Origin of the sequence: Rheinheimera pleomorphica (assembly GCF_011634895.1) — a bacterium.
In the GTDB taxonomy this organism is placed as follows: domain Bacteria; phylum Pseudomonadota; class Gammaproteobacteria; order Enterobacterales; family Alteromonadaceae; genus Alishewanella; species Alishewanella pleomorphica.
This window is the reverse complement of sequence record NZ_SIRR01000003.1, coordinates 549,528-575,533: the sequence shown is the minus strand read 5'-3', so window position 1 is coordinate 575,533 and position 26,006 is coordinate 549,528. Positions and strand designations below refer to the sequence as shown.

Genomic DNA, 26,006 nt, shown 5'->3' with positions numbered 1-26,006 from the left:
CTAGCTGTGTCTATATGAATACCACTTTTACATACCCCCAAGGCAGTCTGCAATTACAGCGCTGGCCGTTGCATCAACCCAACGGCAGTTTACAAGCCTGGGATGCCGCCGATGAGTTATTAATTCAGCATACGCTTGCAGCGGCAGCACAGTTTAAAACGCAGCACCAACGTTCGCCACTGCTGTTGCTGATAAACGATAGCTTTGGTGCCCTGTCCTGTGCTTTAGCTCAGTATGCTCAGGTGCAGGTCAATGACTCTAAGCTGGCAGAGTTGGCGACGTTGCATAACCGCCAGCAAAATCAGCTCGATACCCGTAATCTGCAGCAACAATCCAGTTTGACACCTTACCCGCAACATGCCGATATCGTGGTGTTGAAACTGCCGAACAATCACAGTTATCTGCAATATATACTGCAGCAACTGGCAACAGTGGTCAGCCCTGATACCCTTATTCTGGCCAGTGCCAAAGCCAAAGACATCAACCGCAATGTGCTGGCCAGGTTTAGTAATACGCTGGGGCCGGCCAGTGCCTCACTGACAGTGAAGAAATGCCGCTTAATTCAGTGTCAGTATGACCCGGCGGTGGTGCGCACAGAACAACACAGCTTCCCGCTGCGCTGGCCATTGCCGGACAGCGATATAACGCTGGTTAACCATGCCAATGTGTTTAGCCGGGAAAAACTGGATCAAGGCGCGCGCTTCTTTTTGCAGCACTTGCCACAACTCAGTGATGGCCAGACCGTGATCGACTTAGGCTGTGGTAATGGCGTACTGGGCCTGCCGCTGTTAAGCCAGGGCAAAGCGGTGCAGATGTGGTTTTTTGATGAGTCCTATATGGCGGTGGACTCCGCCCGCCAAACTATCAGCCAGAATTTGCCACAGCATGTCGCCCGCTGCCACTTTATCGTTGACGACTGCTTAAGTTCGCTGCCGGACAAGAGCGCTGATATAGTACTGTGTAACCCGCCATTTCATCAGCAGCACACTGTGACCAGCCATATCGCCAGCCAGATGTTTACTGATGCTAAAAGAGTGCTGAAACAAGGGGGGCGGTTGCGCATCGTGGCAAACCGGCATCTGGGCTATCAGCAGCATCTGCAACGCCTGTTTGGCAATTGCCGGCAACTGGCGGCCGATCCAAAATTTGTTATTTTAGAAATGATAAAAAGGAGCTAAAAATGCGCGCTGTATTCCTCTCGTTACTGCTGCTTACCGGCTGCAGCAGCCCAACACCGGGCTTTATTATTGCACCCCAAGTGTTTTTACCACAGTCTAATCAATTGCAGCAAAGTCGTTTTGCTTTTAATGTCAGCGATGAACGTGGTTTGCCCTATACCTTGCGACTGCGAAACGGTGATAAGGTGCAACAAATTAAAGCCAGCAATGATGTGCGGCTGCAATTAGAGCAAACGCTGACGCAGGCACTTAACGCCCAAGGGGCTCAGCTGGATAACAATAGTAGTAACCGGATGACTGTCCGGATTGCACAGCTACAAGCGCTGGTGGAACAGCGTACACTGGAGCATGCGGTTACCAATCAGGTGGCACTGACCGTATTTGTGCAAAATGAGCAGGGCACCTTCAGCAAAACCTACTCCGGTGACAGCAGCTTTACCGCCCCGTTTAAAATGGATGTAGCAGCAGTAGAGCGTGAGCTGCGGGTATTAACCGAGCAGGTGTTAACACAGCTACTACAGGACCCAAGCTGGCATCAGGCAGTAAGGAGCTAATATGCGTTTTTGCTATCTGTTATTATTGTTATTCTGCAATGCCGTTTTCGCATCAGCCGGGCAATTTATTCAGCCTGACAATCTCTACCCCAAAGTAAAGCTGATAACGTCTCACGGTGATATTGTGGTTGAACTGGACCGCAGCCGGGCGCCTATCAGCGTCAATAACTTTCTTAGCTATGTAAAAAACAAGCGCTACGACAACACCTTGTTTCACCGGCTGGAGCCGGAGTTTGTGTTACAAGGCGGCGGTTATGACGCTAACTACCAGGCGGTAGAAGAGCTGAAACCTATTTTCAATGAATCCGGCAATGGCCTGAAAAACCAGCTGTACACCATCGCAATGGCCAGATTGACCGATCCGCACAGCGCGACCAGCCAGTTTTATTTTAATTTACAGGATAACCCGCATTTGGACCCTGGCCGAACCTGGGGCTATGCCGTGTTTGGTTACATCAGTGAAGGTAGCGAGGTCATCGAAAAAATAAGGACAGTTCAGACAGATACCTCAGCTGAATTAGGTTGGCCTAATGTGCCCCTTGAGAAGGTGTTACTAAAAATGGCAATCATCCTGCCAGAGCAGTAAAACCGGCTATACTTGGCTTAACGACCTTAACCCGTGGGTGCTGTTAAGTCAGGTTATGCCAGAGCAGTTTATTGAACAAAAGTCACAACAGCTGATATTTTATATCTCACGCTACTTTCGTGGCCGCTTGCCGCACAGCGAGCTGCATTTGTTTGTCTGGGACACTCTGGAAGAATGGGCGCAGTTAAATGCTGGTGTGCAATTACCCTATACCCGTCGTGAGCTGGTGTTCTGGCACCTTATTCATCAGCTGGAATTCTGGCCCGACAATCAATTACGTGCCAATAAGCAGTTGCGCCGCAGCATTCAGGATTGCATCTGTTACCTCAAAGGGGTCGGCGTTGCACCAGCCGACTGTGTCGGGGTCAGACCATAAACACTTGACCCATCAGCAACGGCAGGTAAGCTACAGTTATCATTGATTGTTGTAAGGTTTTAGTGTGCCCCACTACCTGTCCTGGCTCAGCGGCCTCAGTATATACTGCCAGCGCCGTGTGCTCGCTATTTTTATCTTCGGTTTCTCCAGCGGTTTACCCTTGATGCTGGTATTTGGTGTCTTATCTTTCTGGCTACGTGAGGCGGGTGTATCACGCGCCGACATCGGTTATTTCAGCTGGGTTGCACTGGCCTACGCGATAAAATGGCTGTGGTCCCCGCTGGCCGACCATTTGCAAATACCCTACCTGCACCGCAAGCTGGGGCGCCGTCGCAGCTGGTTACTGCTGTCACAACTGGCGATTGTCGCCGCTGTACTGTGTATGGCCGCGACAGATCCGCAGCAAAACCTGGCCCTGATGGCAGCCTTTGCCGTACTGCTGGCTTTTGCCTCTGCTACGCAGGACATTAATGTAGATGCCTTTCGTATCGAGAGCGCACCTGAACAGTTGCAAGCAGCACTGGCGGCCGCTTATCTTACCGGTTACCGGCTGGCGATGATTTTGGCATCCGCGGGTACCTTATGGCTGGCGGCACTGTTTTCGGCTAATGACAGCTACGATCTGGCTGGTTGGCAGCTGGCTTATCTGGCCATGGCACTTTGTATGCTGCCTGGCATAGTAACAACCTTAGCCAGTAAAGAACCGGTTAGTCAGCTGCAGCAACATACCAGCGCTGGTGGCACAGCCTGGCAGCGTTGCCTCGGTTGGTTGCAACAGGCCGTTGTCGCCCCTTTTATCGACTTTTTCAGCCGCTATAAGTGGCATGCGCTGGTAATTCTGGCCCTGATTGCCTGTTACCGGCTCACCGATATTGTGATGGGTGTGATGGCTAATGCCTTTTATGTCGATATGGGGTTTAGCAAAGAAGAAGTCGCCAGTATTTCTAAAATCTATGGCGTGTTGATGACACTGCTTGGCGCTGCTTTAGGCGGCGTACTGATTAACCGGTTTGGCACGGCTAAAATTCTGTTTTTAGGTGCACTGCTAAGCGCCGCAACAAATCTACTGTTTGCCGCTTTAAGCCAGATTGGCTATGACCTGGCCTGGTTAACCCTGATTATTTCTGCCGATAATTTAAGTGCCGGTATCGCGACCAGCGCCTTTATCGCTTATTTATCTTCGTTGGTTAATCTGGCCTTTACCGCCACCCAGTACGCCATGTTCAGTTCGCTGATGTTGCTGCTGCCAAAGTTTGTTGGCGGCTTTTCCGGCAGTTGGGTGGAGCAGCTGGGATATAGCCCGTTTTTTATTATGACCGCGCTAATGGGCATCCCGGCATTGCTATTAATTGTGTTGGTGGAGAAACAGCGATTAAGAAAACAAAACGCCGCTGGTTAGCGGCGTTTCGGTGTAATTCAGGCTGACAGTACCTGTTTTAACCCTTCCGTGGGGTCAACATCCAGCGCCTGGCAGTAACGGACGTATTCAATGACATCCAGCCGGCGCTCCTGATTTTCTACTTTACCGATGAAGGAATGCGGCGTCCCTAAAATCTCTGACAAACTACGCATCGTGTGGCCTTTTTCCTGACGCTGACGCTTCAGCCAGACACACAGACGCTTGTTCTCATCAGAAATAACGCTTTTTGTACCTTTCATGTTTTTTCTTCTCCCAGCGTGTTACGCTTTTATTATGTCAAAAATACTTCCTGCAAAAAAAATCCAAACCTTATTGCATAGGCAATAAGCAATAAAAATCGGTTAATTAAACCACAGGATGCGACAAGCGTACAGCTACAAGCGTTAAAAACTGTAAAGAGACTTTACACTGGTGTTTAGCTGTTGTTTTTAGGGCAAATATGCCGCTATGCTAGATTAAACCGCACGACAAAAAAAGAGAGCTGACATGATAAAACTGTTGTTTCTGTTGCCGCTGCTGATGTGTGCGCTGTGGTACTGGTACTTACAGCAGCACGGCTGGAACATCAGACAAGGCTGGAAAGGGTTTAGCTATATTATTAGCTTTAATCTGGTGATTGCCCTCAGCCTTTGGCTGATTATGCTGCTGACACAACATGAGTAATTATCAGCAGCAGGCCAGACCAGTATGTATCGTTAAATTTACAATATATACAAATACTAAACAGAAAATGATGAGCCACAACCACAAGTGGTTGTCGCATTTGGGTTTTGCACAATAAAGCGACTGCCTTGCAGGCCTTCAGTGTAATCGACCACACCGCCCATCAGGTACTGCAGGCTCATCGGATCCACCACCATGGCAACCCCTTGCTTTTCTACGACAAAGTCACCTTCATTGACTTTCTCGTCAAACGTAAAGCCATATTGAAAACCTGAGCAACCGCCACCGGTAATATACACCCGCAACTTAAGCTCCGGGTTTTCTTCCTCACTGACCAGCAGGGCAACTTTGCGTGCTGCCGCTTCAGTAAATTCAATAGGTACAGCTGGCTCTGACATAACAACTCCACAGGTATTGCAAGGGATGGAATTATCTAATACCTGACTGTTTTATTCAAGTATTAGCCTATTATCCCCGTTTGTTTGCGGCAATAGTTACTTTTAAGCTGATTAGTCAGCAACTTATGTTAAACTCTGTAATAACTTACACGGGTGTTATGACTTATGCAGCGCTGGCAAATCTGGCTGGTATCTCTACAACGTCGCTTGGCTTTACCGCAAACCTCGTTACAACTGTGCATTTTAGGCATGCTCGGCGGGCTGGCAGCCGCTATTTTGATTATTTTGTTTCGTCTGGCCATTATTGGCCTGCAAAGTTTCTTCCTTGATAAAACCGATGACTTTTCCTCCGTAGGCAGCGATATCCGCTGGCTGTTGCCGCTGGCTGGCGCGGTGCTAATTGGTATTATCGCCTGGGTTACCGGTTATAAACATTACCGGCTGGGGATCCCCTTTGTCATTCATCGTATCAAGCTCAAGTACGGCACTATGCCAACCCGCAATACGTTAAATCAGTTTTTTGGCGGCATACTGGCGCTGGCCAGCGGTTTTTCAGTTGGTCGCGAAGGCCCGTCAGTGCATTTAGGCGCATACGGCGCCAGCACACTCGGTAAATATTTGCAGTTACCGTACAACAGCATTCGTATTCTGGCCGGTTGTGGTATCGCTGCCGGGATATCGGCGTCATTTAACACCCCTCTGGCCGCGGTAATTTTTGTCATGGAAGTGGTGCTGCGTGAATACCGGGTGCACGTGTTTATTCCTATTATGCTGTCCTCTGTGGTCGGGGCTTTGGTGACACAAAGCGTTTTTGGCAGCGATAAAGAACTGGCACTGCTCAATATCGTCTCCATTAGCGGCTGGCATCTGCCTTATCTGGTGTTGTGCGGTATCGTGTTTGGCGCTATTGCTTTTGTGTTTAATAAAAACCTGATGCGGCTGATTAAGCTATTCAGAAACTGGCCTTTGTTGCTGCGTCTGGTGTTGGCCGGTGCACTAACGGCGGCTGTTGGCTATGTTATTCCCCATGCCATGGGCGCAGAGAGCGGCGCGATTTTCTATGCGGTTAATGCGCCAAACGACATCGCCCTGCTATTAACTATTTTCATCGGTAAAATGCTGCTAACGCTATTTGCGTTAGGCCTGGGTGTACCCGGCGGCGTTATCGGCCCGGTGTTTGGAATTGGTATAGTGCTGGGCACCATACTGGCGATAGTGCCTTCTGCTGTCATCGGTGATAACAGTATCGCCGGCACTTACGCTGTACTGGGCATGGCTGGTTTAATGGCCGCTACCATGCACGCGCCATTGGCGGCATTGGTAGCAGTGATGGAACTGGCACATAATCCGGGCATTATCGTCCCGGCAATGCTGGTGATCACCACTGCCTATATTACCGGTGTACAGTTTTTCAATAACAAGTCGATTTTTTTGCTGCAGCTGGACTTTTTGCAAATGCCTTACAAACTCTCTCCGGCCGATGACGTGCTGCAAAAGGTCGGCGTTTTAGCGCTGCTGGATAATCAGTATCAACTGCTGGATAACCCGGACGAGCAGCAGGTGATGCAAACGCTTGATACACTGGAGCCGCCTCAGCAACTGCTGGTACGGCGCAAGCAGGGCGATAGCACAGAGTTATTACTGGCCAGCTATGACGTACAATTATCTATGACCGGCGCCAGCGCAGTACACTATTTGCCGCTGCAGGGACTGAACCATCAGGCGACAATGGCAGAGGTGTTTGCTATTTTGGAAGACAAGCGCGAGGGCGCCGTGTACATTTATCGTGAGCAGGAGCCTGGCCAGCTGATTGGTATTATCCGTTGGGATCAGGTACGCAGTTTATTAGTAAAACAGAACAATCTATTATGACCAGCATACTGATTTACAAAGCATTACATGTGTTTTTTATGGTTGCCTGGTTCGCCGGCATCTTCTACTTACCGCGCTTGTTTGTCTATCATGCTGAAAACCAAAGCCACGATTGCGATGCAACGTTCAAGGTAATGGAACGCCGCCTGCTGTACTTTGTTACCCCTTTTGCCTTACTTACGCTGGTGTTTGGCTTGCTATTAATTTACAGCTACGGCCGGGCCTGGTTTAGCGTTAGTAGCTGGCTGCATTACAAGCTGCTGTTGGTTACGTTGTTGTACGCTTACCATGCTTATTGTTTCAAACTACTGGCAGATTTTAAACACAACCGCAACCAGCGCAGCCCGCGTTTTTACCGCGTTTTTAACGAGCTGCCGGTGTTAATTTTGCTGGCGGTGGTACTGCTGGCCTACCTAAAACCTATTTAGCCGCCGATTCGCTTTTGGCTACAACTTTGCCGTATAATAGCGGTCGTCTAATGCTGGCGCCGGGGTCTCTGGCGCCGCTTAATTTTCAGCGAAAAGAGCACTGACTATGAGCTTTAAAGGCGAACACATCCTCTCGGTAAGCCAGTTTGACCGCGACACCATTCAGCAGGTATTTCAGATTGCCGCTAATATGCAGCCCTATGCTTGCCGACAAAAACGCACCAAGGTACTCGATGGTGCCATTTTAGGGAATCTGTTTTTTGAACCCAGCACCCGTACCCGTGTAAGCTTTGGCTGTGCCTTTAATTTGCTTGGCGGCGAAGTGCGTGAGACGACAGGCATGGAATCATCAGCCTTGTCAAAAGGCGAATCATTATTTGATACCGCCCGTGTGATCAGTAGCTACAGTGATGTGATAGCGATGCGCCACCCGCAGGCCGGCTCAGTGGCCGAATTTGCGGAAGGTAGCCGGGTGCCGGTACTCAACGGCGGTGATGGTGCTAATGAGCACCCGACCCAGGCGTTGCTGGACTTATTTACCATAGAGCGCGAGTTAGCCGCCAGCGGTCAGCACATTGATGGTATGCATATCGCTATGGTCGGTGACTTAAAATTTGGCCGTACTGTGCATTCGTTATCCAAGCTGTTAAAGCTGTATAAAAATATCCGCTTTACGCTTATTTCACCACAAGAGCTGGCCATGCCAGACGACATTGTCAGCGCGATTGAAAATGCCGGTCACCAGGTAACCGTAACCGATGTCCTGGAGGGGAACCTGGGTGCCGATATTGTCTATCAAACCCGGATCCAGGAAGAGCGTTTCCCGTCAAAGGCCGAAGCTAACTTATACCGCGGCAAATTCCGCTTGAATCAGGAAATTTATACCCGCTATTGCAAATCGAATACGGTAATTATGCACCCGTTGCCACGTGACTCCCGGCTTGAAGCAAACGAGCTGGACAACGACTTAAACCTGAACCCTAATCTGGCTATCTTCCGTCAGGCCGACAACGGCATATTAGTGCGGATGGCACTGTTTGCCCTGACACTGGGGGTTGAAAATCTGGTTAATAAGTACGAGTGCGACGTGCCCTGGTACAGCAACAAACACAGTAACTAACACAGTAATTCGGACGGCAATTGCCGCCCGACAGCGTATTGGAAACAACTATGTCTTTATCTGCAGAATTATTTCAGCGTGCCCAGCACACTATTCCCGGTGGCGTTAACTCGCCGGTACGCGCCTTTAAAAGCGTCGGTGGTACGCCGGTATTTATCGACCGTGCCGACGGTGCCTATTTGTTTGACGTGGACGGCAAGCGCTACATTGACTATATCGGCTCCTGGGGTCCGATGTTATTGGGCCATAACCACCCGGCCATTCGTGACGCCGTCATTACCGCCGCCGCCAAAGGCTTAAGCTTTGGCGCGCCCTGCCCGGCTGAAGTGACCATGGCTGAGCTGGTTAGCAAGCTGGTGCCGAGCATGGAAATGGTGCGGATGGTTAGCTCAGGTACCGAAGCGACCATGAGCGCTATCCGTTTAGCCCGGGGTTATACCGGGCGCAACACCATTGTAAAGTTTGAGGGTTGTTATCACGGCCATGCAGATTCATTGCTGGTCAAAGCCGGCTCTGGTGCCTTAACGCTTGGCGTACCGAACTCCCCCGGTGTACCGGCTGATTTCGCTAAATATACGCTGACCACGGAATTTAATAACTTGCCACAGCTTGAGCAGCTGTTTGCTGAGCACGGTCAGGATATCGCTTGCATCATTGTGGAGCCGGTTGCCGGTAACATGAACTGTATTCCGCCAGCGCCTGGTTTTCTTGAAGGCTTACGCAGTTTATGTGACAAGTACGGCGCTGTATTGATTTTTGATGAAGTGATGACTGGTTTTCGCGTAGCACTAGGCGGTGCCCAGGCGGTTTACGATGTTAAACCGGACCTCACCACGCTGGGCAAAATTATCGGCGGTGGCATGCCGGTAGGTGCCTTTGGCGGCAAGCGCGAGATTATGCAGCACATAGCCCCACTGGGTCCGGTATATCAGGCAGGTACCTTATCGGGTAACCCCATCGCGATGGCAGCGGGTTTAGCAGCATTGACCGAAATCAGCAAACCTGGTGTTTATGCTGCATTAACTGAGAAAACAACCTTTCTGGTAAATGGCCTGAAAGCCGCCGCCGATAAACATGGCGTACCGCTGGCAACAAACCAGGTAGGCGGTATGTTTGGCTTTTTCTTTACCAGCGAAGCCCGGGTCAGTAACTTTGCCCAGGCCACACAGTGTAATATTGATGCCTTTAAGCGCTTTTTCCATCTGATGCTGCAACAGGGCATTTATCTGGCGCCGTCAGCCTATGAAGCCGGCTTTTTGTCACTGGCGCATTCAGACGCCGATCTGACGCACACCTTAACGGCGGCAGAGCACAGCTTTAAGCAGCTCTAACGGCGGTTTTGCAGCCAGACAATATCGGTGTCGTGCGGCCTTGGCCGCACGACATAACCCAAGCCGTCACCTGCGCTGTAAATTGCCAGCATTGGCTTAGCCTCAGGTAAGGCTAACGGCTGTACATCACCAGGCTGCCAACGATAGGCCAACACATTGCGCTTATCTGCTGTTAGCCAATAAATACCGCTATTATCTACAAACCATTGCTCCGCATCCTGCTCACGCCAGGCGATGCGTACCGGCAATTGCTGCACTTCACCCGCAGCAGTAAATAATCCCAGCTCTGCATCAGCGGCAAACTGCACCACCAGGTTTTGCCCGGGCGCGCAGCGCACATCCACCACACCAGGCAACACTGGCTGCACGTCATTTTGTTGTAAGGTGAATAAGGTCCAGCCGTCCGACGTTAAGTCGGTCCAGTACAGCTGGTTATTGCAGCTGGCGTAACGGCCTGGGTTAGCCGCCTGCTCGGGATACAAATTTAGCTCAGGGCTATTCAGCGGTTGCTGGTACAAGCGGTTATTAATTAACACCAGCAGTTGCTGATTGTGCCACAACAGTTGCTGCACCTGTTGCTGCTCATTCAACCGGCTTAACTGGGTACTGGCATTGCCTTGCGCCAGCCAAATCTGGCTGAAACCGGCACGTTCAGAGATAAAAGCAGTGCCATGCTGACCTACCGCCACCAGACGCTCGCTGCGATTACTGACATGCCAAGGGCTAAGCTGGTACCCTTCTTTTGCGGGGGTAACACGCAAAATATCGGTGGTATAGTCCAGAAATTGCGTCGCCAATACCTGAGCACCGTAACGTCTGGCTTGTGTCAGCTCGCGGGTTAGCGGGCCAAGGCTCTGCATACTGCCATGTTTAAGGTCGTACAACTGTAATTCCTGTTCGGCTGACGCCAGCAGCAACTGCGTGTTATCCCACCAGGAAAACTGGCTGATAGTATAAGGAAAAGCGGCCAGGCGTTGTAACTCACCGTCAGGTAAGTTGACTTGCAACAGCAGTGTATTATGCTGCGTTTCCTGCGCCAGCAAATATAACTGGTCATCACGTACAACCATATGCTCCAGTTGGCGATAGCTGACATTCAGGCTGCGCAGTTTTTGCGCTACGCTATCGGGCTTCGCCAGCCACAGTTGCAGCTGATTGCCGTCTGTTGCGCTATCAAGCCACAACCATTGCTCATTCCAGCGCACCATCGCCTGCGGCATTACCTTATTGCAGTGCCAAAGCGCAGTGGGCATACCCGCGTGTGGCAATACTTGCTGGCGGTAAAATTGGCAATGTCCGTCATCGCTGCTGCCACGAAATATAATGTGCTGCGCATCCAGCCAATGCGGCTCTGATAGTTGCTGATATTGCTGCGGCAAATGTTCTACCCGTAAATCAGCCAGCTGCTGCAGGCTCAGGTTATAGTGGTTACTGTCTGGTGCTTTATGCTGATAAACCACATGACTGTGTAAATCATTCATTACCGGCCAGTATTCCTGTCCGCTTAACGCGCTGATCGGTGAAATGGTATCGGGCAGTTTAACCAGGGGAGCGGCGGTAAAAGTAGCCAACACATAAGCCAGGCTGGCACAAACAATAAATACCACTGCCGCAGTGATACTAATGAACCGCCAGGGCCAGCGTTCTTTCACATCTGCAGCTTGCTCATGTTCAGTCGCAACCAGGCTGTTTTCCGCCACAAAATGCTGTAATTCGGCTAACGGTATCGTGTTGATATCGGCAAGCCAGCAATACCCTTTTTTCGATACTGTGGCGATATAACAGGGGGCTTTGACATCATCCCCCAGCACTTTACGCAAGGCGCCAACGGCACGCATCACTGCGGCATCAGTGCCTTCTTCTGCCGGCCAGACTTTTTCAATCAATACGTCTTTGGCCAGTAATGTATTGGGATGCAGCAGAAAAAAGTTCAGCAGGCTATGCAGCCGGGGCTCCAGACGCACCATTTGTTCGGTTTTGCTTGGCGCAGATACCGGCCACAGCTGACCGTAAATCACCTGATAATACCAGTCGCCAATTTGTACCACAGGGTCCAGATTTGACATTAAGGTCCGCCCGACTTCACATTATCTGGGCGGATTATACCTTAAGCATAAGAAATGTTTAGCGTTTCTATTTGTAAGACAATGTATCAGGCAAGTTTATTGTCTTTAGTATCCTGGGTTTCAGGTTTTTCGTCTTTAGGTTGTAGTATTGGGCTTTGTAATTGGGGATCGCACAAAGGATACCAATAACAAGCCAGCAAGTTCTGTGTATCCAACACATTATCTTGCTGTTTCCTTTCCGTCATATCGACTGAAGAACTTATTAAAAACAGCGTAGCAGTTACGAATAATATTTTCATACAGACAATCTCCTTTAGTTGGCTCGACAACACTAAAGGAGGATTGGAAAATAAACTCTACGAGATTCATACAAATAAATTATAAAGACCTGACGAACCCATCTACAATTCCAATATCGATATCACCAAACTCGTAGTCTAAGATATATACATATTTTTCGTCTGCACTGACACTAAAACGACTCAATCTCATCTCGCTGATAACTGTCTCTAAACGTTCTTCTGCCAGGTTGTAATAAAAAAGCCCATAATCTAACTCACCAACTAATTTAGAGAAGTAGATACCTCCAGGCATTAATTGGAACTTCACTGAGATCTGTGTTTCGGGTAACACAAAGTCCAGCTCTATTGGCTCGGCTCCTTTTTCTTGAATGTAGAACTTTTTTGTTTTGCTATCACGCCAAAAAGCGTAACTTCCATCGTAACTTTCAGCCCAGAACTCTTTTTCTAAAGAGGCAACAATTCTGTTCTGCAGATCAGACAGGTCAGCAGCAATTATTTGCCAATTCCCATTCAGCACTTCTGGGTAATATATTTTTTGCCCATCCCGACTCCAAGAGGGTGTGCCAAGCACTACGCCTTCTGCACCTTTTATTTCCCCCTGTAGTCCGTCAAAATTATAAATTAGAATTTTTTGATGGAGCTGCACTAATAGTTTATTTCCATCTGGAGAAAACACTAAGCTGCGCACTCTTTCAACTTCAGAAAATTGTGTGAGTTGTCGTTGAGTTCCATCCGGGTACATTAACCAAACCTGGGGCACCCCAGTACGCCTCGACATCAATGCTAGAGGCCCACCAAGCGTTGGGTTAGCCTCTACAAATGTTTCGTTCCTGTTAGAGCTAAATACAGGTTCATTAAACGCTTCGCTATTGGTTATGCTATTTGCTAATTTACGAAGGTTTATCCGAGAAAAACTACCAACTGAGGCAACCAAATTTCCAGAATTCGTCAATTGGATCTCACTGGCGCTATTATCCGTATACGCCACCAAGTTAACGTCACCATCCAAACTAACTTTGCTAATACTCGATGTTGACGAAGGAAAAACGATAAACTTATCATCCAAAGACCAGTCAATATTACCGGGAAATGAATCCTCAATTTTCAAGATAAGTGTCGTTTCGCGTGTCGCAAGATCAACGACCCAAATCTGAGCAGCACCAGCTGACTCTCTTAAAAAGGCAATCTTCCTTCCCGATGTTGAGTATCTTACGCTGTAGTCACCGAAACTACTTGCTGGTGGTATCGTTAATTTTTCAACTGATTTGGATATAACAGACAGCATCTGAATACTCATTTGCTTTTCACCATCGGGCATGTCTGGATAAACTAGATAGTTTCCGTCTGGAGACCAACTCATTCTAGACGAAACAGCCCCCTTGCCACATGTCTTAATCAGCTCATCAGTCACAGGTGCAAACGCATTCATATCCAAAGTGATTAATCGAATCTCACAACTTTTTCCCTTATACAACCGTTGATAAGCAATCTTCGCACCATCCGGGCTAAACGCTGCACCAAAGCTGCTATAGGTATCTTCCGTTAACTGAATACGCCTATGTTGCTCTAGATCTTCAAGCATTAATACCGTTACATTTTCATTATCTGGGCTGGCGTAGCTGTACACCAGATAACGTTCATCTTCAGACACATTGTGATAAAACTCTAAACCGTCTAACGACGTTACCGGTTTGTAGCGCAATAACGGAATAGCCTGATTAGAGTCTTCTGTTGTGTCCACAGGCCAAAACCACCAACTTAGCGCCATTACACAGACCACCAGTAAGGCAATAGATACCAGCACACTGTGATTACGCGGATTAATACCAGCAGGCGGCTCGTTTTGCGCTGACGCTGATTGTTCAGCTTCCGGTTCTGCGATTTCGGTTACCGGTGCAATAAAACGATAACCGCGCTTAGGAATGGTTTCGATATAACGTGGCTCGCGGGTGTCATCACCCAGCGCTACGCGTAATACACGGATAACCCGGGTTACCCGGCCGTCTGACACATCGCGAATGCCCCATACGTCTTGCAGTAACTCATCTTTGGTTACCAGCTTACCGGCGCGGACAATAAAGTAGTTCGCCACCTTTTGTGAAAGGTTATCTAAATCAGCGGTAACAGCAATTTTACCATCAGCAGCAAACTGCACCAGTTTGTCCTGCTCGGGTAAATACTGCCAGTCTCCTACCTTTAGCGGGCTATCGGGTTTTATCGTCATAGGGTTTGATAATCGCGGCTATTCATCTATACATTCGGACATAACAGGCATTTCAACTGAAATGGCCGGTAATAACAATACGTTAAAACAATTTTGTGCCTGCGGGTAGCCAGTTTTTGCTGAAAACGCCTGTAAACTAACCTGTTCAGGCATGGCGCGCAGCAATGAATTCGTGCCATGCAGGCTAAGGTAACGGCTAAATACCCCCAGGGCACCAGTGGCGCCGGTCAGACCAATCGCTTTGTTGTCATCACGTCCCAGCCATACGGTGGTGACGCTATCCTGATCAAAACCGCTGAACCAACTGTCACGATAATCACTGGAGGTGCCGGTTTTACCGGCTAACACGACACCGGGAAATGCCGTCTGTAGTGCCTTTGCCGTGCCAGTCTTTGCGGCTTGTATTAGTGCGTATTGCAATAAATACACTTCTTCCGGGTTGTAACGTCTGGTTAACTGATGTTGACGTAAATACAGCGGATGACCACTATGATCGGTCACCGCCTGCACTGTACTTAACTGTTGGTGTAAACCATTATTGGCAATCGTTTGATACAACTGCGTGACTTCAAGCGGGCTTAATTCTATGGCGCCGAGCAACGCCGCCGGGTGCAGCTTTACTTTGCGCATCAAGCCCAGCTTGCGCAAACCATCGCTGATCGCCGGCAGGCCCAATTGTAACCCCAGGCGTACCGTGGGTACATTTAACGAATTGGCCAACGCATCAACTAACAATACCTGGCCACGATACTGCTTATCGAAATTTTGTGGCTGCCAATCCTGATCATTGCTGCGCAGCCGGATCGGTTCATCCTGCAACGGTGTGGCCAGGGTATAGCGGCCCCGTTGCGCCAGCGCTTCAAGATAAATAACAGGTTTAATAATACTGCCAATCTGACGCCTGGCGTCAACAGCGCGGTTAAAGCCGCCCTGCCCGGCATCTTTGCTACCCAGCATAGCGGTAATTTCAGCCTGCTTATAATCTGCGACAATAACCGCCGCCTGCAGGTTGACATCGAGCGTTGCCAGCTGCTGCGCCGCCGCTTGCTCTACAGCGGTTTGCGCCTGAGTGTCCAGATAAGTGAATACCTTGATCCCTTGCTCTTGGTCAGCGGCATTCATATTGAGTTGGCGCAGTTCTTTTTTTACGGCGTCCAGATAAGACGCATAGCCTGCATTGAGATATTTGCCGCGCGGGATCACCTGCAGCGGCTGCGATATCGCCGCTTCATACTGCGGCCGGTCCAGTAAATGTTGTTCAAACATCAGTCGCAGCACTAAATCACGGCGTTGCTGGGCGCGCTCAGGGTAGCGACGCGGATCAAAATAGGACGGGCCTTTGAGAATGCCAATCAGCAGCGCATACTCTGCCGGCTGCAACTCTGTCAGCGGTTTACCAAAATAAAAGCGGCTGCCAAGGCCAACACCGTGCACGGCATTGGCATAGTTTTGTCCAACGAAAACTTCATTCAGGTAGGCTTCGAGGATCTGGTCTTTATTAAAGCGATAATCCAGTACCAGGGCAATAAGGGCTTCATTGGCTTTGCGCCATAAGGTCCTATCACTACTGAGAAACATATTTTTCGCCAGTTGCTGCGTTAACGTCGACCCACCCTGCACCGTTCTGCCAGCGACCAGATTGACCCACAGGGCGCGAATGACCGACAACGGCGATACACCGTGATGATGATAAAACTCGCGATCTTCTACTAGCAGTAAGGCGTCTTTAAACAATTCAGGCACCTGCTGTAATTGCACCAGCTCACGGTCTTCCTGCTGCGCTGCCACCAGATGGTCGATCAACTGTGGTTCCAGCCGGGCAAAATTCAGCGCTTCTTTTTGCTGACGCTGCATAACGCGGTTAATGCCACTGCGGTTAAATTCAACGCTAAATAACTGTGCCGCTTCATAGCCTTCAATATAGGTAAAAGGCCGGCGGTAAATGCTGACATGGTTACGCGATACGCTGTACTGGCCAGGAGCGCTCAGCGCCGGATCACGCTGATATTGCAGCCTGTCCAGTTGGGTAATCAGCTGCTGCTGGCTAATGGTTTTACCCGGAAATAGCTCAAGGCTGCGGGCGTAAATTTGTGCGGGCACCTGCCACTTCTGCCCGGCGAACTTCTTGCTGATCTTACTATCGAGGTACACCAGATAGAAGGTTGCCAGCAACAGCGACACCAAGGCCAGTTTCAGTAGCAATATTGCCAGCCGTTTTAGCCAGTGTCGCTGCGTTAAAGCTGGTGCGGCCGCTTTTTTTCCACCCTTTTGTTGCGGGGATTTCTTACTCATTTAAGCATCGCCTTTTTCGTTTTTGTTGTTGGCAGCGCTTGTGCCGGATCTTCCGGCCAATAATGCTTTGGATAACGCCCACGCATCTCTTTGCGTACCTCTTGCCAGGCATTTTGCCAGAAACTGGCCAGATTTTGCGTAACCTGCAGCGGCTGGCGTGACGGTGACAGCAGCTCAACAGTAATATTAAGCTGGCCCTGCAGCACAGCCGGAGAGCTTAGCTGACCATACATTTCCTGAACCCGTACTGAAAGACGAGGGCCGGCGTCAGTACAATAGTCAATACGGATACGCGACCCGGTTGGCGCCTGCCAGTGCGTTGGTACCAGTTGGTTTAACTGCTGTTGCTGGTTGTAACTTAAACGCTGTAGTAAGGCATCATACAGCGGCAATTGCGCCAGGGCGGCACTTTTGCTGACAGTACCAAGGTAAGGTCCCAGCCACTGCGCCAACTGGTTTAGCAAGGGATCATCAGTAAAATCCGGCCAGGCCGCTGCTGGCTGGTATTGCCGCAACAGGGCTACGCGTTGGCGTAACTGTTGCACCGCATCGGGCCAGGTTAGCGCCGCCAGCCCCTTGTTCGCAATATAACTTAGCCAGGCTTGCTGCTTCTGCTCGGCAGTTAGGGCCAATACAGCCGGTTTAGCCTGCAGCACCAGTTGACCAAACTTCAATTGTTGTTCTGTATAAAAGCTGCCATTTTTATCATCCCAAAATGTTTGGGTTTGCCAGTTAAGCCCGGCTTGCCAGTCTGCCCGGATGTCGTCCAGGCCAATGCTTAGTGCATGGTAGATACGGTTTTCCCGGCCAAACTGCTGCAGATGCAGCGCCACCAGCCAATTTTGTCCGCTCAGGCTATGGTTGTCTGCTAACACCGCACCTATTCCATTGGCCAGCTGATAGCCCTGACCACGGCGCTTTGCCAGACGGTCAGGATAAGCGCGTAGCGCCAGCAGCGGCGCGAGTTCCAGTGGTAAGCGCGTATTAAGATCGCAGCTCAATAAACGGGCAAAGCTTTGTGCCTGTTGCCACTGTGCCGGCAGGCTGTGTTTCACTCTGGTCAGCAAACTGTAAATGTCACCCTGTAGCACGCGACTGTCTTCCAGTACGGCTGCCAACAAACATCCCAGAGCCATCGCACCGGCATAACCTTGTTGTTCAAGTACTTTGGCATGCAACAGCATGGTGGCCAGCCGGGGTTCAGTGCCAAGCTGATGCGCCTGACGGCCAAGCGCTGTTAAACCGCCCTTTTGATCCAGCAAGCCCAGTTGTTGCAATAACTGCTCTGCCACGGCTAAATGCGCTGCTGGTGGCGGTGTTAACCATTGCAAATCGGCGACCTGACAGCCCCAGGCTGCCACTTCCAGCCGCAGCGAGGTAAGCTCAGCGACATCTATTTCAGCGGCGGTAAAACGGGCCCGCCGTTGCCATTTTTCCACCGTATCCAGCCGGTAGCAATGGCCAGGGCCTAACCGTCCCGCCCGGCCAGAGCGTTGTATCGCCGCGGCCTGACTAATGGCCGCCGTTTCCAATACACTTAATCCCTGGCGAGGGTTAAACCGGCTTTGCCGGCATAAGCCGCTGTCAATGACGACACTGATACCATCGATGGTTAAACTGGTTTCAGCCAGGTTAGTCGACAGTACCACCTTGCGCATACCCGCCGGTGGCGGCGCTATTGCGGCCTGTTGCTGCGCCAGTGTCAGGCTGCCAAGCAAGCGGTGCAGTTGTACATCTGCGTTTAGTTGCTGTTGCTGCAATAACTGCGCGGTTTGATTAATTTCGGCCTGACCGGGTAAGAACACCAGCACATTGCCCTGATGCTTTGACAATGCCTGCTGCACCAGCCTGGCGGTTTGCACTGACAGCGGCTGGCTATCGGGCACAACATATTCAATGTCAACCGGGTAGCTACGGCCTTCGCTTTCCAGCACAGGGGCATTCAGGCTGGCAGCCAGTTCAGCGGTGTCCAGCGTGGCAGACATCAGCAGCAGTTGCAGTTCAGGCCGCAGTTGCTGTACTTCCAGGCACAGCGCCAGTGCCAGATCGGCATGCAGCGAGCGCTCGTGGAACTCATCAAACAGCAGCAGATCAATGTCAGTTAATTCAGGGTCTTGCTGCAGCTTTCGCGTCAATACCCCTTCGGTCACAATTAACAGTCGGGTCTGCTTGCTGTATTTACGCTCCTGGCGAATTTGATAGCCTACCGTTTGGCCAACCGCTTCCCCCAACTGGCTGGCCAGATAAGCAGCAATACTTTTTGCTGCCAGCCGACGCGGCTCTAACATCAGCAGTGTTTTACCGGCAAAGTCAGGCTGCTGCAATAAATACAGCGGCAGATAAGTCGATTTACCCGCACCGGGCGGCGCAGATAACACCACTTTGTTATGCTGGCGCAGCAACAGCAGCAATTGCGGTAAGATTTCAGCAACAGGTAACACAGCTTAACCCGATAGAAACAGTAAACATGCCTGCTACAGCCTTTGTAGTGTGCAGGCGCTTAAACTTAGCATCAGGCTAAGCCAACTCGTTTAGTAAAGTCGCACTGATGGTGCGAATACCCTGGCCGGTGGCACCTGCGGCCCAAAAAGCATTATTACTGTTGTTAAAGGCCGCGGCTAAATCAAAATGCAGCCAGCCCTGGCCTTCATTCGGCACAAAACGGCTTAAAAAGCCTGCGGCGTTACTGGCACCACCGGCACCGCCACCTTTTACCGGCCGGCTATTGGCGGTGTCAGCATAAGCCGACGGGCATTGTTGTTGATGCCACAGTTCCAGTGGTAATTGCCAGGTCGGCTCCTGCACCTGTTCGGCGTAAGCCAACGCTTTTGCCGCCAAGGCTTTATCCAGCGCAAATAAAGCATTATATTCGCCGCCCACAGCCGTCATCGCCGCGCCGGTTAAGGTTGCGGCATCAATAATTAAACCGGCACCAGACTCTGCCGCACACATCAGGCCATCGGCCAGTACCAAGCGGCCTTCAGCGTCGGTATTGACGATTTCCACCGTAGTGCCGTTTTTATAACGGATAATATCGCCCAGCTTATAGGCATCGCCGCTGATCAGGTTCTCTGCGCAGCATAAAATCAGCTGCACCCGTTTATTCAGCCCCTGCAATATCGCCAGCCCCAGCGCTGCTGTCACAGTAGCAGCACCGCCCATATCACATTTCATGGTCAACATACTTTCGGTCGCTTTAATCGAATAGCCACCACTGTCAAAAGTAATGCCTTTGCCTACCAGGGCCGCACTGATGGCGGCATCGGCATTCGCTGTGGGGTTGTAATCCAATACCAGCATGGCAGGTTTACGGACACTGCCACGGCCAACGGCGTGTAAGCCATGCCAACCGGCCTGCACTAACTGCTGATCCACTAACAGCTGATATTGCACGCTGCCCGCCGGGGCAAGTTGTGTAATAAAGTCTGCCGCCTGCTGTGCCAGCTGCTCGGGGTACAACTGTTCAGGCGTCTGATTAGTCAGCTGCTTCGCCCAGCTAAAACATTGCACCAGCTGTTGCAAATGTTGCTGCGTTGCAGCATCACCACAAAACTGCACACCAGTATGCTTTTTGGCATTACAAAACCCTTGGTAAAAGGCCCATTGCAACTCGGCTGTCCAATGCTCACCACTTAGCTGCACCTGGGTAATACCCAGAGCATCGAGGCTGCGCGCGGCTTTTTGCACACTACGCACTGGCTCCTTTGCATTTAAATGAAGCTGAAAACCGTCTGGAATAGGGGTAAGCGGCGCTTTACCCCACTTTTCTGCTGCGCTTTGTAATTGAAGCTGGATCTGAATCAGGTCTGCCATCTGACTTCCTTATTTTTTAAGCTGTGTCGCCCGTTATGCGGCACAGTGTATCACAAGCGGCTTTTGACAAAAGCATCCTGCTGCGCCGGGCTTTTAGCTCAGCGGACAACGCAATAGAAAATAAGATGACGGCTAAGTCCGCAATCTGTATACTTCCGCGTCTTTTTAAATCTGATTGCGATGCCGGCGATATTCTGCTATCAATAGCCGCCATATTTTTGCTTGGCATTATACAGGAGATGATTATGCCAGAGGGCAATACTACCAAAACGCTGGGCTTACTGGCCCTTGCAGGCGTAGCGCCATATCAGGAAGCTGTCGGGGAAGAGTATATGAACCCGAAGCAACTGGAACATTTCCGCCGCATTCTTGACGCCTGGCGTCAGCAATTACGCGAAGAAGTTGACCGCACTAAGAACCATATGGCCGACGAAGCAGCAAACTTCCCGGATCCGGTAGACCGTGCTGCGCAGGAAGAAGAGTTCAGCCTGGAATTGCGTGCCCGCGATCGTGAACGCAAGCTGCTGAAAAAAATTGAAAAAACGCTGCAGAAAATCGAAGACGAAGACTTCGGCTATTGCGACACCTGCGGCATTGAAATCGGTATTAAACGCTTAGAAGCCCGGCCAACGGCTGATATGTGTATCGATTGCAAAACCTTAGCTGAAATCAAGGAAAAGCAACTGGGCGGCTAATATGCCCGTACCATCTTCCGCTTATATCGGCCGGTTTGCGCCCTCGCCTTCCGGCCCGCTTCATTTTGGTTCCCTTATTGCCGCTGTTGGCAGTTATCTGCAGGCGAAAAGCCAGCATGGTCAGTGGTTGGTGCGGATGGAGGATATTGATACTCCCCGCATGGTTCCCGGTGCCGACAGTGATATTTTGCGTACGCTGGAACAATTTGGCCTGCATTGGGACGGCACTGTGCTGTACCAAAGCCAGCGGCTGGAGCGTTATCAGCAGATTTTCCGGCACTTGCAGCAGCAACAGCTAATTTATGGCTGTCAGTGCAGCCGTAAGCAAATCAGTGAAAGTGGCGGCATTTATACTGGCCGCTGCGCAACACTCAAGCTGACAACGGAACCTTTGGCCTGGCGTTTAAAAAGCCAGGGGGTAGCCAGCCAGTTTACCGATCTGATCTTTGGCCCGCAGCAGATACCTGCAGCGCTGGCGCAGGAAGATTACATTATTAAACGCCGTGATGGCCTGTTTGCCTATCAGCTGGTAGTGGTAGTAGATGATATCGATCAGGGCATTACCGAAGTGATCCGCGGCGCCGACTTACTGCAAATGACCCCGCGCCAGCAAGCACTTTGCACGTTACTGGGTGCCGTAGCACCACAGTACGGCCATTTGCCGCTGGCGGTAATTAAACCCGGCTTTAAGCTCAGTAAACAAAATCATGCCGAACCGGTTAGCCAGTGGCCCGTTAGCAAGGTGATGGCTAACGTATTGGCTTTTTTGGGGCTATCGTTACCAACCGACCTGCAACAAGCGCCGGTCACTCAGCAGTTAGATTGGGCCACAGCGCACTGGCAACTAAGTATAATTCCACGCCGGCAGGAAATTAACTGTACTCAATTCGCTTAACGGCTTCAGGATGCGTTCTTTTTTCGCCGTAGCTGCGGTATTATTAGCCGGTTTTTTTAAGCGCAGCATCAGGCTGCACGCTGTAGGAGAGATATCATTATTTCGCGAGTGTTAGATTTTTGCCGCCGCACCTTTGGTGGCAAGGCCAAAGCCAGCAAAACCGTCGGCAATACTGTGGTGACAAAACAGAAAACGCGCCGGACTGAACGGCCAACGCCGGCAGCCAGCCTGCTGCCTGAAGTACAGCGGTTAAGCCGCGATCAGCATGCTATTTCACGCAAAGATATCAGCCCGAACGCGCTTAAAGTGTTGTATCGGCTGAAAGACGCCGGTTTTGATGCCTACCTGGTGGGAGGCTGTATCCGTGATTTGCTACTGGGACTAAAGCCGAAAGACTTTGATGTCGTTACCAACGCTAAACCCGAGCAGGTCAAACAGGTATTTCGTAATTGCCGTCTTATTGGCCGCCGTTTCAGGCTGGCACACGTAGTGTTTGGCCGCGAAGTAATTGAAGTGGCCACCTTTCGCGGCCACCATAGCGGCGCAGATGATGAAGAGAGCACCGCACCCAAATTAAAAACCGCCAGCTTAAGCGATCATGGCCAGATTTTGCGTGATAACGTATACGGCACTATCGAAGAAGACGCCGAGCGGCGCGACTTTACTATTAACGCGCTGTATTACTCAGTGAACGATTTCTCAGTCTACGATTTCGCCAATGGCATGCAGGCCATTGCCGAGCGCAAGATTGAGCTTATCGGCGACCCTGAAACCCGTTATCGTGAAGATCCGGTGCGTATTCTGCGTGCGATCCGCTTTGCCACCAAACTGAATATGCAAATTGCACCTGCTACCGCTGCGCCGATAAAAGAGCTGGCAGTATTGCTGAAGAACATTCCGGCGCCACGCTTATTTGATGAACTGGTAAAGCTGCTGCTGGCTGGCAAAGCCTTTGACAACTTTATGCTGATGCGCGACACCCGGGTATTAAAGCAGTTGCTGCCACAGCTGGATAAACTGCTTAAACAAGAGCCGGAAGGCAAAGCCTTTTTACTGGCCACCAAAGCCCTGCAAGATACCGATGCCCGGGTTGCAGTAGACAAACCCGTTACGCCGGCATTTATTTTCGCTGCCCTGCTGTGGTACCCGGTCGAGTTACGTAGCCAGGCGTTAGTCATTGATGGTTTAAGTGAAATAGACGCGATGAATATCGCCATGACTGAAGTGCTGGACGATGTGCAGCGCACTATTGCTATCCCGAAGCGCTTTACATTGGCGATGCGTGACATTTGGGCGCTGCAAAGCCGCCTAACCAAACGTGCGGGCCGGCGGGCCTTTAAACTGCTGGAGCAACCTAAGTTTCGTGGCGCCTTTGATTTTCTGCAGCTGCGTGCCGCCAGTGAAGGCGGTGACTTAACCGAATTGGCACTGTGGTGGGAACGCTTCCAGTTTGCCGACGACGAAGGCCGCTTGCAGCTGATTAATCAGCTGGGTAAAGACGGTATCGACAAAGGCCCGCGCCGGCGGCGTAATTACAAACGCAAGCGCACGGCCGACTAATGGCGAGAGTACGCTGTTATATAGGTCTGGGGGCTAATCTGGCACAACCGCTGGCGCAGTTACAGCAGGCCGTAGCCGCACTGCGCCTGCTACCGGCCAGTCAGCTGATTGCTGTATCGTCATTTTATGGCTCCAAACCGATGGGGCCGCAAGACCAGCCCGATTATGTTAATGCCGTGGCTGCGCTGGACACTGAACTGCCAGCGGAAGCCTTACTGGATGCGCTGCAACTGATAGAGCAGCAGCAAGGCCGGCAGCGTAAAGACGAGCGCTGGGGCCCACGAACACTGGATTTAGATATCTTGTTGTATGGCGACGATATTATTAACAGCGAACGGCTGACGGTGCCGCATTACGGTCTGAAGCAGCGCGAATTTGTGCTGTATCCATTGGCAGAAATTGCCCCCAACCTTAGCCTGCCGGACGGTACTGTATTATCCTCTTTACTTGCGCAGGTGCCGCTAAACGGCCTGCAAAAACGTCATAGCAGTTGCAGCTGATAGCACTTTGTGCGATCTTGCGCCTCCTGCGTTAAATGGTCGGATGAGAACATTATGGCTAAGATCACCACTGCCGTACTACAGAAAATGAAACAGCAAGGCGACAAGATCACTATGCTGACCGCCTATGATGCCAGCTTTGCCAAATTATTTGCCGAACAAGGTGTTGAGGTGCTGCTGATTGGCGATTCGCTGGGCATGGTGCTGCAAGGCCACTCAGACACTCTGCCTGTCACCATTGATGACATTGCCTACCATACCCGTGCTGTGCGTGCCGGTGCACCTGCTGCGTTTGTGATTGCCGACATGCCGTTTATGAGCTATGGCACTTTAGAGCAAGCGCTGCAAAGCGTGGTACCGCTGATGCAAGCCGGCGCTAATATGGTCAAACTGGAAGGCGGCGACTTTTTACTGCCAACGGTAAAAGCGCTAACCGAGCGCGGCGTGCCGGTGTGCGGCCATTTAGGCTTAACGCCACAGTCGGTGCATATTTTCGGTGGCTATAAAGTACAGGGTAAAACCGATGCCGCCGCCGATGCCATGGTGGCACAGGCCAAAGCGCTGCAAGACGCCGGCGCTCAGCTGCTGGTGCTGGAATGCATTCCAACGGCTTTGGCCAATCGCATTACGCAAGCACTCACCATTCCGGTTATCGGCATCGGTGCCGGTAACGTTACCGACGGTCAGGTACTGGTAATGCATGATTTACTCGGTATCAGCAGTGGTTATATTCCAAAATTCTCCAAGAATTATCTGGCACAAACCGGTGAGATCAGAAGCGCTATTGCCGCCTATGTTGCCGAAGTAAAAAACCAGACTTTCCCGGCAAATGAGCATAGTTTCTAACCCGTATGAACATTATTACTTCTGTTGAGGCGCTGCGGGCACAAATTGCCACCTGGCGTAATAAAGGCGAGAAAATCGCCTTCGTGCCCACTATGGGCAACCTGCATCAGGGCCATCTGAAGCTGGTTGATGTCGCCAAACACCACGCCGATCGCGTTATTGCCAGTATCTTTGTTAACCCGATGCAGTTTGGCAAAAACGAAGATTTAGACAAATACCCACGCACGCTGGACGCTGATTGCGCCGGCTTGCGCGCCCATCATGCCGATGCGCTGTTTACGCCAACGCCTGAGCTGATGTATCCGCGTGGCCTGGACGTTCAAACCTTTGTTGAAGTGCCTCTGCTGGGCGATTTACACTGTGGCGCCAGCCGCGCCGGGCACTTTCGCGGCGTATCCACCATCGTCTGTAAGCTGTTTAATCTGGTACAGCCCGATGTGGCTTGCTTTGGCATGAAAGACTATCAGCAGCTGGCGATTATCCGCCAGATGGTGCTGGATTTGTCGCTGCCAATTGAGATTATCGGCGTGCCAACCGAACGCGCTGCTGATGGCCTGGCGCTTAGCTCACGTAATGGCTATTTAACCGCTGAACAGCGCACTTTAGCCCCCAAGCTGTATCAGCTATTGCAGCAACTACGCCATAATATTCTGTCCGGTAACCATGATTACCGTGCCTTAGAGCAGCACGCTAAAGCTGAGCTAAGCGCGGCGGGTTTTACGCCTGATTATATTGATATTTCCGCTCGCAACGACTTAACCCTGGCAACATCGGCAGAGCAGCCCAAAGTGATCCTGGCGGCAGCGGCGCTTGGCACAACACGCTTAATCGACAACCTCGAAGTGTAAAACCTGAAGCAGATCAATACCCGTCATATACTGTGCCTA

Annotated in this window: 24 protein-coding genes; 16 read left to right on the top strand and 8 right to left on the bottom strand. The window is 50.8% G+C overall.

The window, feature by feature from the left end; translation table 11 throughout:
- Window positions 1–14 precede the first annotated feature (14 nt).
- From EYB30_RS03785 to EYB30_RS03765, 5 genes are all read left to right on the top strand, one after another.
- Window positions 15–1,178, top strand: coding sequence for a methyltransferase (locus EYB30_RS03785; protein ID WP_166837244.1), 1,164 nt, complete (start codon window positions 15–17; stop codon window positions 1,176–1,178).
- Window positions 1,179–1,180: 2 nt separating this feature from the next.
- Window positions 1,181–1,732 (top strand): YajG family lipoprotein, encoded by a 552-nt coding sequence (locus EYB30_RS03780; RefSeq protein WP_166837241.1) that lies wholly within the window; start codon window positions 1,181–1,183, stop codon window positions 1,730–1,732.
- Window position 1,733: 1 nt separating this feature from the next.
- Window positions 1,734–2,318: a peptidylprolyl isomerase gene (locus tag EYB30_RS03775; protein WP_166837239.1), complete on the top strand. Its 585-nt coding sequence runs from the start codon at window positions 1,734–1,736 to the stop codon at window positions 2,316–2,318.
- Window positions 2,319–2,373: 55 nt separating this feature from the next.
- The gene (locus EYB30_RS03770) at window positions 2,374–2,694 is read left to right on the top strand and encodes a hypothetical protein (RefSeq protein ID WP_166837235.1); all 321 of its coding nucleotides are present in this window, start codon (window positions 2,374–2,376) and stop codon (window positions 2,692–2,694) included.
- A 64-nt stretch (window positions 2,695–2,758) separates the two neighbouring features.
- Window positions 2,759–4,093 (top strand): AmpG family muropeptide MFS transporter, encoded by a 1,335-nt coding sequence (locus EYB30_RS03765; protein ID WP_166837232.1) that lies wholly within the window; start codon window positions 2,759–2,761, stop codon window positions 4,091–4,093.
- Window positions 4,094–4,110: 17 nt separating this feature from the next.
- On the opposite strand, the gene EYB30_RS03760 is transcribed toward EYB30_RS03765, so the two are convergent.
- Window positions 4,111–4,353: a helix-turn-helix domain-containing protein gene (locus EYB30_RS03760; protein WP_068232674.1), complete on the bottom strand. Its 243-nt coding sequence runs from the start codon at window positions 4,351–4,353 to the stop codon at window positions 4,111–4,113.
- A 247-nt stretch (window positions 4,354–4,600) separates the two neighbouring features.
- Between EYB30_RS03760 and EYB30_RS03755 the strand changes: the two genes are divergently transcribed.
- Window positions 4,601–4,777, top strand: coding sequence for a hypothetical protein (locus tag EYB30_RS03755; protein WP_166837230.1), 177 nt, complete (start codon window positions 4,601–4,603; stop codon window positions 4,775–4,777).
- Between the two features lie 56 nt (window positions 4,778–4,833).
- Here EYB30_RS03755 and erpA read toward each other — a convergent pair whose 3' ends face one another.
- Window positions 4,834–5,175, bottom strand: coding sequence for an iron-sulfur cluster insertion protein ErpA (gene erpA, locus EYB30_RS03750; protein ID WP_092793246.1), 342 nt, complete (start codon window positions 5,173–5,175; stop codon window positions 4,834–4,836).
- A 165-nt stretch (window positions 5,176–5,340) separates the two neighbouring features.
- Between erpA and EYB30_RS03745 the strand changes: the two genes are divergently transcribed.
- The 4 genes from EYB30_RS03745 to hemL all read left to right on the top strand — a co-directional run bounded on the left by EYB30_RS03745 (window position 5,341) and on the right by hemL (window position 9,926).
- A complete protein-coding gene (locus tag EYB30_RS03745; RefSeq protein ID WP_166837228.1) occupies window positions 5,341–7,047 on the top strand; it encodes a chloride channel protein in 1,707 nt (568 codons plus the stop codon).
- Window positions 7,044–7,475, top strand: coding sequence for a CopD family protein (locus EYB30_RS03740; RefSeq protein WP_166837226.1), 432 nt, complete (start codon window positions 7,044–7,046; stop codon window positions 7,473–7,475). The genes EYB30_RS03745 and EYB30_RS03740 overlap by 4 nt, the downstream gene beginning before the upstream one ends.
- Before the next feature lie 106 nt (window positions 7,476–7,581).
- Complete coding sequence (locus EYB30_RS03735; RefSeq protein ID WP_166837224.1) at window positions 7,582–8,595, top strand: aspartate carbamoyltransferase; 1,014 nt, start codon at window positions 7,582–7,584, stop codon at window positions 8,593–8,595.
- A 50-nt stretch (window positions 8,596–8,645) separates the two neighbouring features.
- The gene (hemL, locus tag EYB30_RS03730) at window positions 8,646–9,926 is read left to right on the top strand and encodes a glutamate-1-semialdehyde 2,1-aminomutase (protein WP_166837222.1); all 1,281 of its coding nucleotides are present in this window, start codon (window positions 8,646–8,648) and stop codon (window positions 9,924–9,926) included.
- Here hemL and EYB30_RS03725 read toward each other — a convergent pair.
- The 6 genes from EYB30_RS03725 to pepB all read right to left on the bottom strand — a co-directional run bounded on the left by EYB30_RS03725 (window position 9,923) and on the right by pepB (window position 20,623).
- Complete coding sequence (locus EYB30_RS03725) at window positions 9,923–11,992, bottom strand: winged helix-turn-helix domain-containing protein (RefSeq protein WP_166837220.1); 2,070 nt, start codon at window positions 11,990–11,992, stop codon at window positions 9,923–9,925. The genes hemL and EYB30_RS03725 overlap by 4 nt on opposite strands.
- 86 nt (window positions 11,993–12,078) lie before the next feature.
- Window positions 12,079–12,291, bottom strand: coding sequence for a hypothetical protein (locus tag EYB30_RS03720; RefSeq protein WP_166837218.1), 213 nt, complete (start codon window positions 12,289–12,291; stop codon window positions 12,079–12,081).
- 79 nt (window positions 12,292–12,370) lie between these two features.
- Entirely contained in the window at window positions 12,371–14,518 is a 2,148-nt protein-coding gene (locus tag EYB30_RS03715; RefSeq protein WP_166837216.1) for a winged helix-turn-helix domain-containing protein, read from the bottom strand.
- Between the two features lie 18 nt (window positions 14,519–14,536).
- Window positions 14,537–16,810, bottom strand: coding sequence for a penicillin-binding protein 1B (mrcB, locus tag EYB30_RS03710; protein WP_166837214.1), 2,274 nt, complete (start codon window positions 16,808–16,810; stop codon window positions 14,537–14,539).
- The gene (hrpB, locus tag EYB30_RS03705) at window positions 16,807–19,251 is read right to left on the bottom strand and encodes an ATP-dependent helicase HrpB (protein ID WP_166837212.1); all 2,445 of its coding nucleotides are present in this window, start codon (window positions 19,249–19,251) and stop codon (window positions 16,807–16,809) included. The genes mrcB and hrpB overlap by 4 nt, the downstream gene beginning before the upstream one ends.
- Window positions 19,252–19,327: 76 nt before the next feature.
- On the bottom strand, window positions 19,328–20,623 hold the full coding sequence (gene pepB, locus EYB30_RS03700) for an aminopeptidase PepB (protein WP_166837210.1): 1,296 nt from the start codon (window positions 20,621–20,623) through the stop codon (window positions 19,328–19,330).
- Window positions 20,624–20,868: 245 nt separating this feature from the next.
- Here pepB and dksA point away from each other — a divergent pair, with 245 nt between their 5' ends.
- From dksA to panC, 6 genes are all read left to right on the top strand, one after another.
- A complete protein-coding gene (dksA, locus tag EYB30_RS03695; protein WP_008217905.1) occupies window positions 20,869–21,318 on the top strand; it encodes an RNA polymerase-binding protein DksA in 450 nt (149 codons plus the stop codon).
- Between the two features lies 1 nt (window position 21,319).
- Complete coding sequence (gene gluQRS, locus EYB30_RS03690; RefSeq protein WP_166837208.1) at window positions 21,320–22,213, top strand: tRNA glutamyl-Q(34) synthetase GluQRS; 894 nt, start codon at window positions 21,320–21,322, stop codon at window positions 22,211–22,213.
- 108 nt (window positions 22,214–22,321) lie between these two features.
- On the top strand, window positions 22,322–23,773 hold the full coding sequence (pcnB, locus tag EYB30_RS03685) for a polynucleotide adenylyltransferase PcnB (RefSeq protein ID WP_241697955.1): 1,452 nt from the start codon (window positions 22,322–22,324) through the stop codon (window positions 23,771–23,773).
- Window positions 23,773–24,273: a 2-amino-4-hydroxy-6-hydroxymethyldihydropteridine diphosphokinase gene (gene folK / locus EYB30_RS03680; protein WP_166837206.1), complete on the top strand. Its 501-nt coding sequence runs from the start codon at window positions 23,773–23,775 to the stop codon at window positions 24,271–24,273. Before pcnB ends, folK begins: the two co-directional genes overlap by 1 nt.
- Before the next feature lie 54 nt (window positions 24,274–24,327).
- Window positions 24,328–25,119, top strand: a complete 792-nt coding sequence (gene panB, locus EYB30_RS03675; protein ID WP_166837204.1) for a 3-methyl-2-oxobutanoate hydroxymethyltransferase — start codon at window positions 24,328–24,330, stop codon at window positions 25,117–25,119.
- Window positions 25,120–25,124: 5 nt separating this feature from the next.
- On the top strand, window positions 25,125–25,967 hold the full coding sequence (gene panC / locus EYB30_RS03670) for a pantoate--beta-alanine ligase (RefSeq protein WP_166837202.1): 843 nt from the start codon (window positions 25,125–25,127) through the stop codon (window positions 25,965–25,967).
- Window positions 25,968–26,006 lie beyond the last annotated feature (39 nt).

What these genes read in the sequence shown, in the direction of transcription:
- EYB30_RS03785 (WP_166837244.1), top strand. Translation starts at nt 15, where the DNA reads ATGAATACCACTTTTACATACCCCCAAGGCAGTCTGCAATTACAGCGC.
- EYB30_RS03780 (WP_166837241.1), top strand. Translation starts at nt 1,181, where the DNA reads ATGCGCGCTGTATTCCTCTCGTTACTGCTGCTTACCGGCTGCAGCAGC.
- EYB30_RS03775 (WP_166837239.1), top strand. Translation starts at nt 1,734, where the DNA reads ATGCGTTTTTGCTATCTGTTATTATTGTTATTCTGCAATGCCGTTTTC.
- EYB30_RS03770 (WP_166837235.1), top strand. Translation starts at nt 2,374, where the DNA reads ATGCCAGAGCAGTTTATTGAACAAAAGTCACAACAGCTGATATTTTAT.
- EYB30_RS03760 (WP_068232674.1), bottom strand. Translation starts at nt 4,353, where the DNA reads ATGAAAGGTACAAAAAGCGTTATTTCTGATGAGAACAAGCGTCTGTGT.
- EYB30_RS03755 (WP_166837230.1), top strand. Translation starts at nt 4,601, where the DNA reads ATGATAAAACTGTTGTTTCTGTTGCCGCTGCTGATGTGTGCGCTGTGG.
- erpA (WP_092793246.1), bottom strand. Translation starts at nt 5,175, where the DNA reads ATGTCAGAGCCAGCTGTACCTATTGAATTTACTGAAGCGGCAGCACGC.
- EYB30_RS03745 (WP_166837228.1), top strand. Translation starts at nt 5,341, where the DNA reads ATGCAGCGCTGGCAAATCTGGCTGGTATCTCTACAACGTCGCTTGGCT.
- EYB30_RS03740 (WP_166837226.1), top strand. Translation starts at nt 7,044, where the DNA reads ATGACCAGCATACTGATTTACAAAGCATTACATGTGTTTTTTATGGTT.
- EYB30_RS03735 (WP_166837224.1), top strand. Translation starts at nt 7,582, where the DNA reads ATGAGCTTTAAAGGCGAACACATCCTCTCGGTAAGCCAGTTTGACCGC.
- hemL (WP_166837222.1), top strand. Translation starts at nt 8,646, where the DNA reads ATGTCTTTATCTGCAGAATTATTTCAGCGTGCCCAGCACACTATTCCC.
- EYB30_RS03725 (WP_166837220.1), bottom strand. Translation starts at nt 11,992, where the DNA reads ATGTCAAATCTGGACCCTGTGGTACAAATTGGCGACTGGTATTATCAG.
- EYB30_RS03720 (WP_166837218.1), bottom strand. Translation starts at nt 12,291, where the DNA reads ATGAAAATATTATTCGTAACTGCTACGCTGTTTTTAATAAGTTCTTCA.
- EYB30_RS03715 (WP_166837216.1), bottom strand. Translation starts at nt 14,518, where the DNA reads ATGACGATAAAACCCGATAGCCCGCTAAAGGTAGGAGACTGGCAGTAT.
- mrcB (WP_166837214.1), bottom strand. Translation starts at nt 16,810, where the DNA reads ATGAGTAAGAAATCCCCGCAACAAAAGGGTGGAAAAAAAGCGGCCGCA.
- pepB (WP_166837210.1), bottom strand. Translation starts at nt 20,623, where the DNA reads ATGGCAGACCTGATTCAGATCCAGCTTCAATTACAAAGCGCAGCAGAA.
- dksA (WP_008217905.1), top strand. Translation starts at nt 20,869, where the DNA reads ATGCCAGAGGGCAATACTACCAAAACGCTGGGCTTACTGGCCCTTGCA.
- gluQRS (WP_166837208.1), top strand. Translation starts at nt 21,320, where the DNA reads ATGCCCGTACCATCTTCCGCTTATATCGGCCGGTTTGCGCCCTCGCCT.
- folK (WP_166837206.1), top strand. Translation starts at nt 23,773, where the DNA reads ATGGCGAGAGTACGCTGTTATATAGGTCTGGGGGCTAATCTGGCACAA.
- panB (WP_166837204.1), top strand. Translation starts at nt 24,328, where the DNA reads ATGGCTAAGATCACCACTGCCGTACTACAGAAAATGAAACAGCAAGGC.
- panC (WP_166837202.1), top strand. Translation starts at nt 25,125, where the DNA reads ATGAACATTATTACTTCTGTTGAGGCGCTGCGGGCACAAATTGCCACC.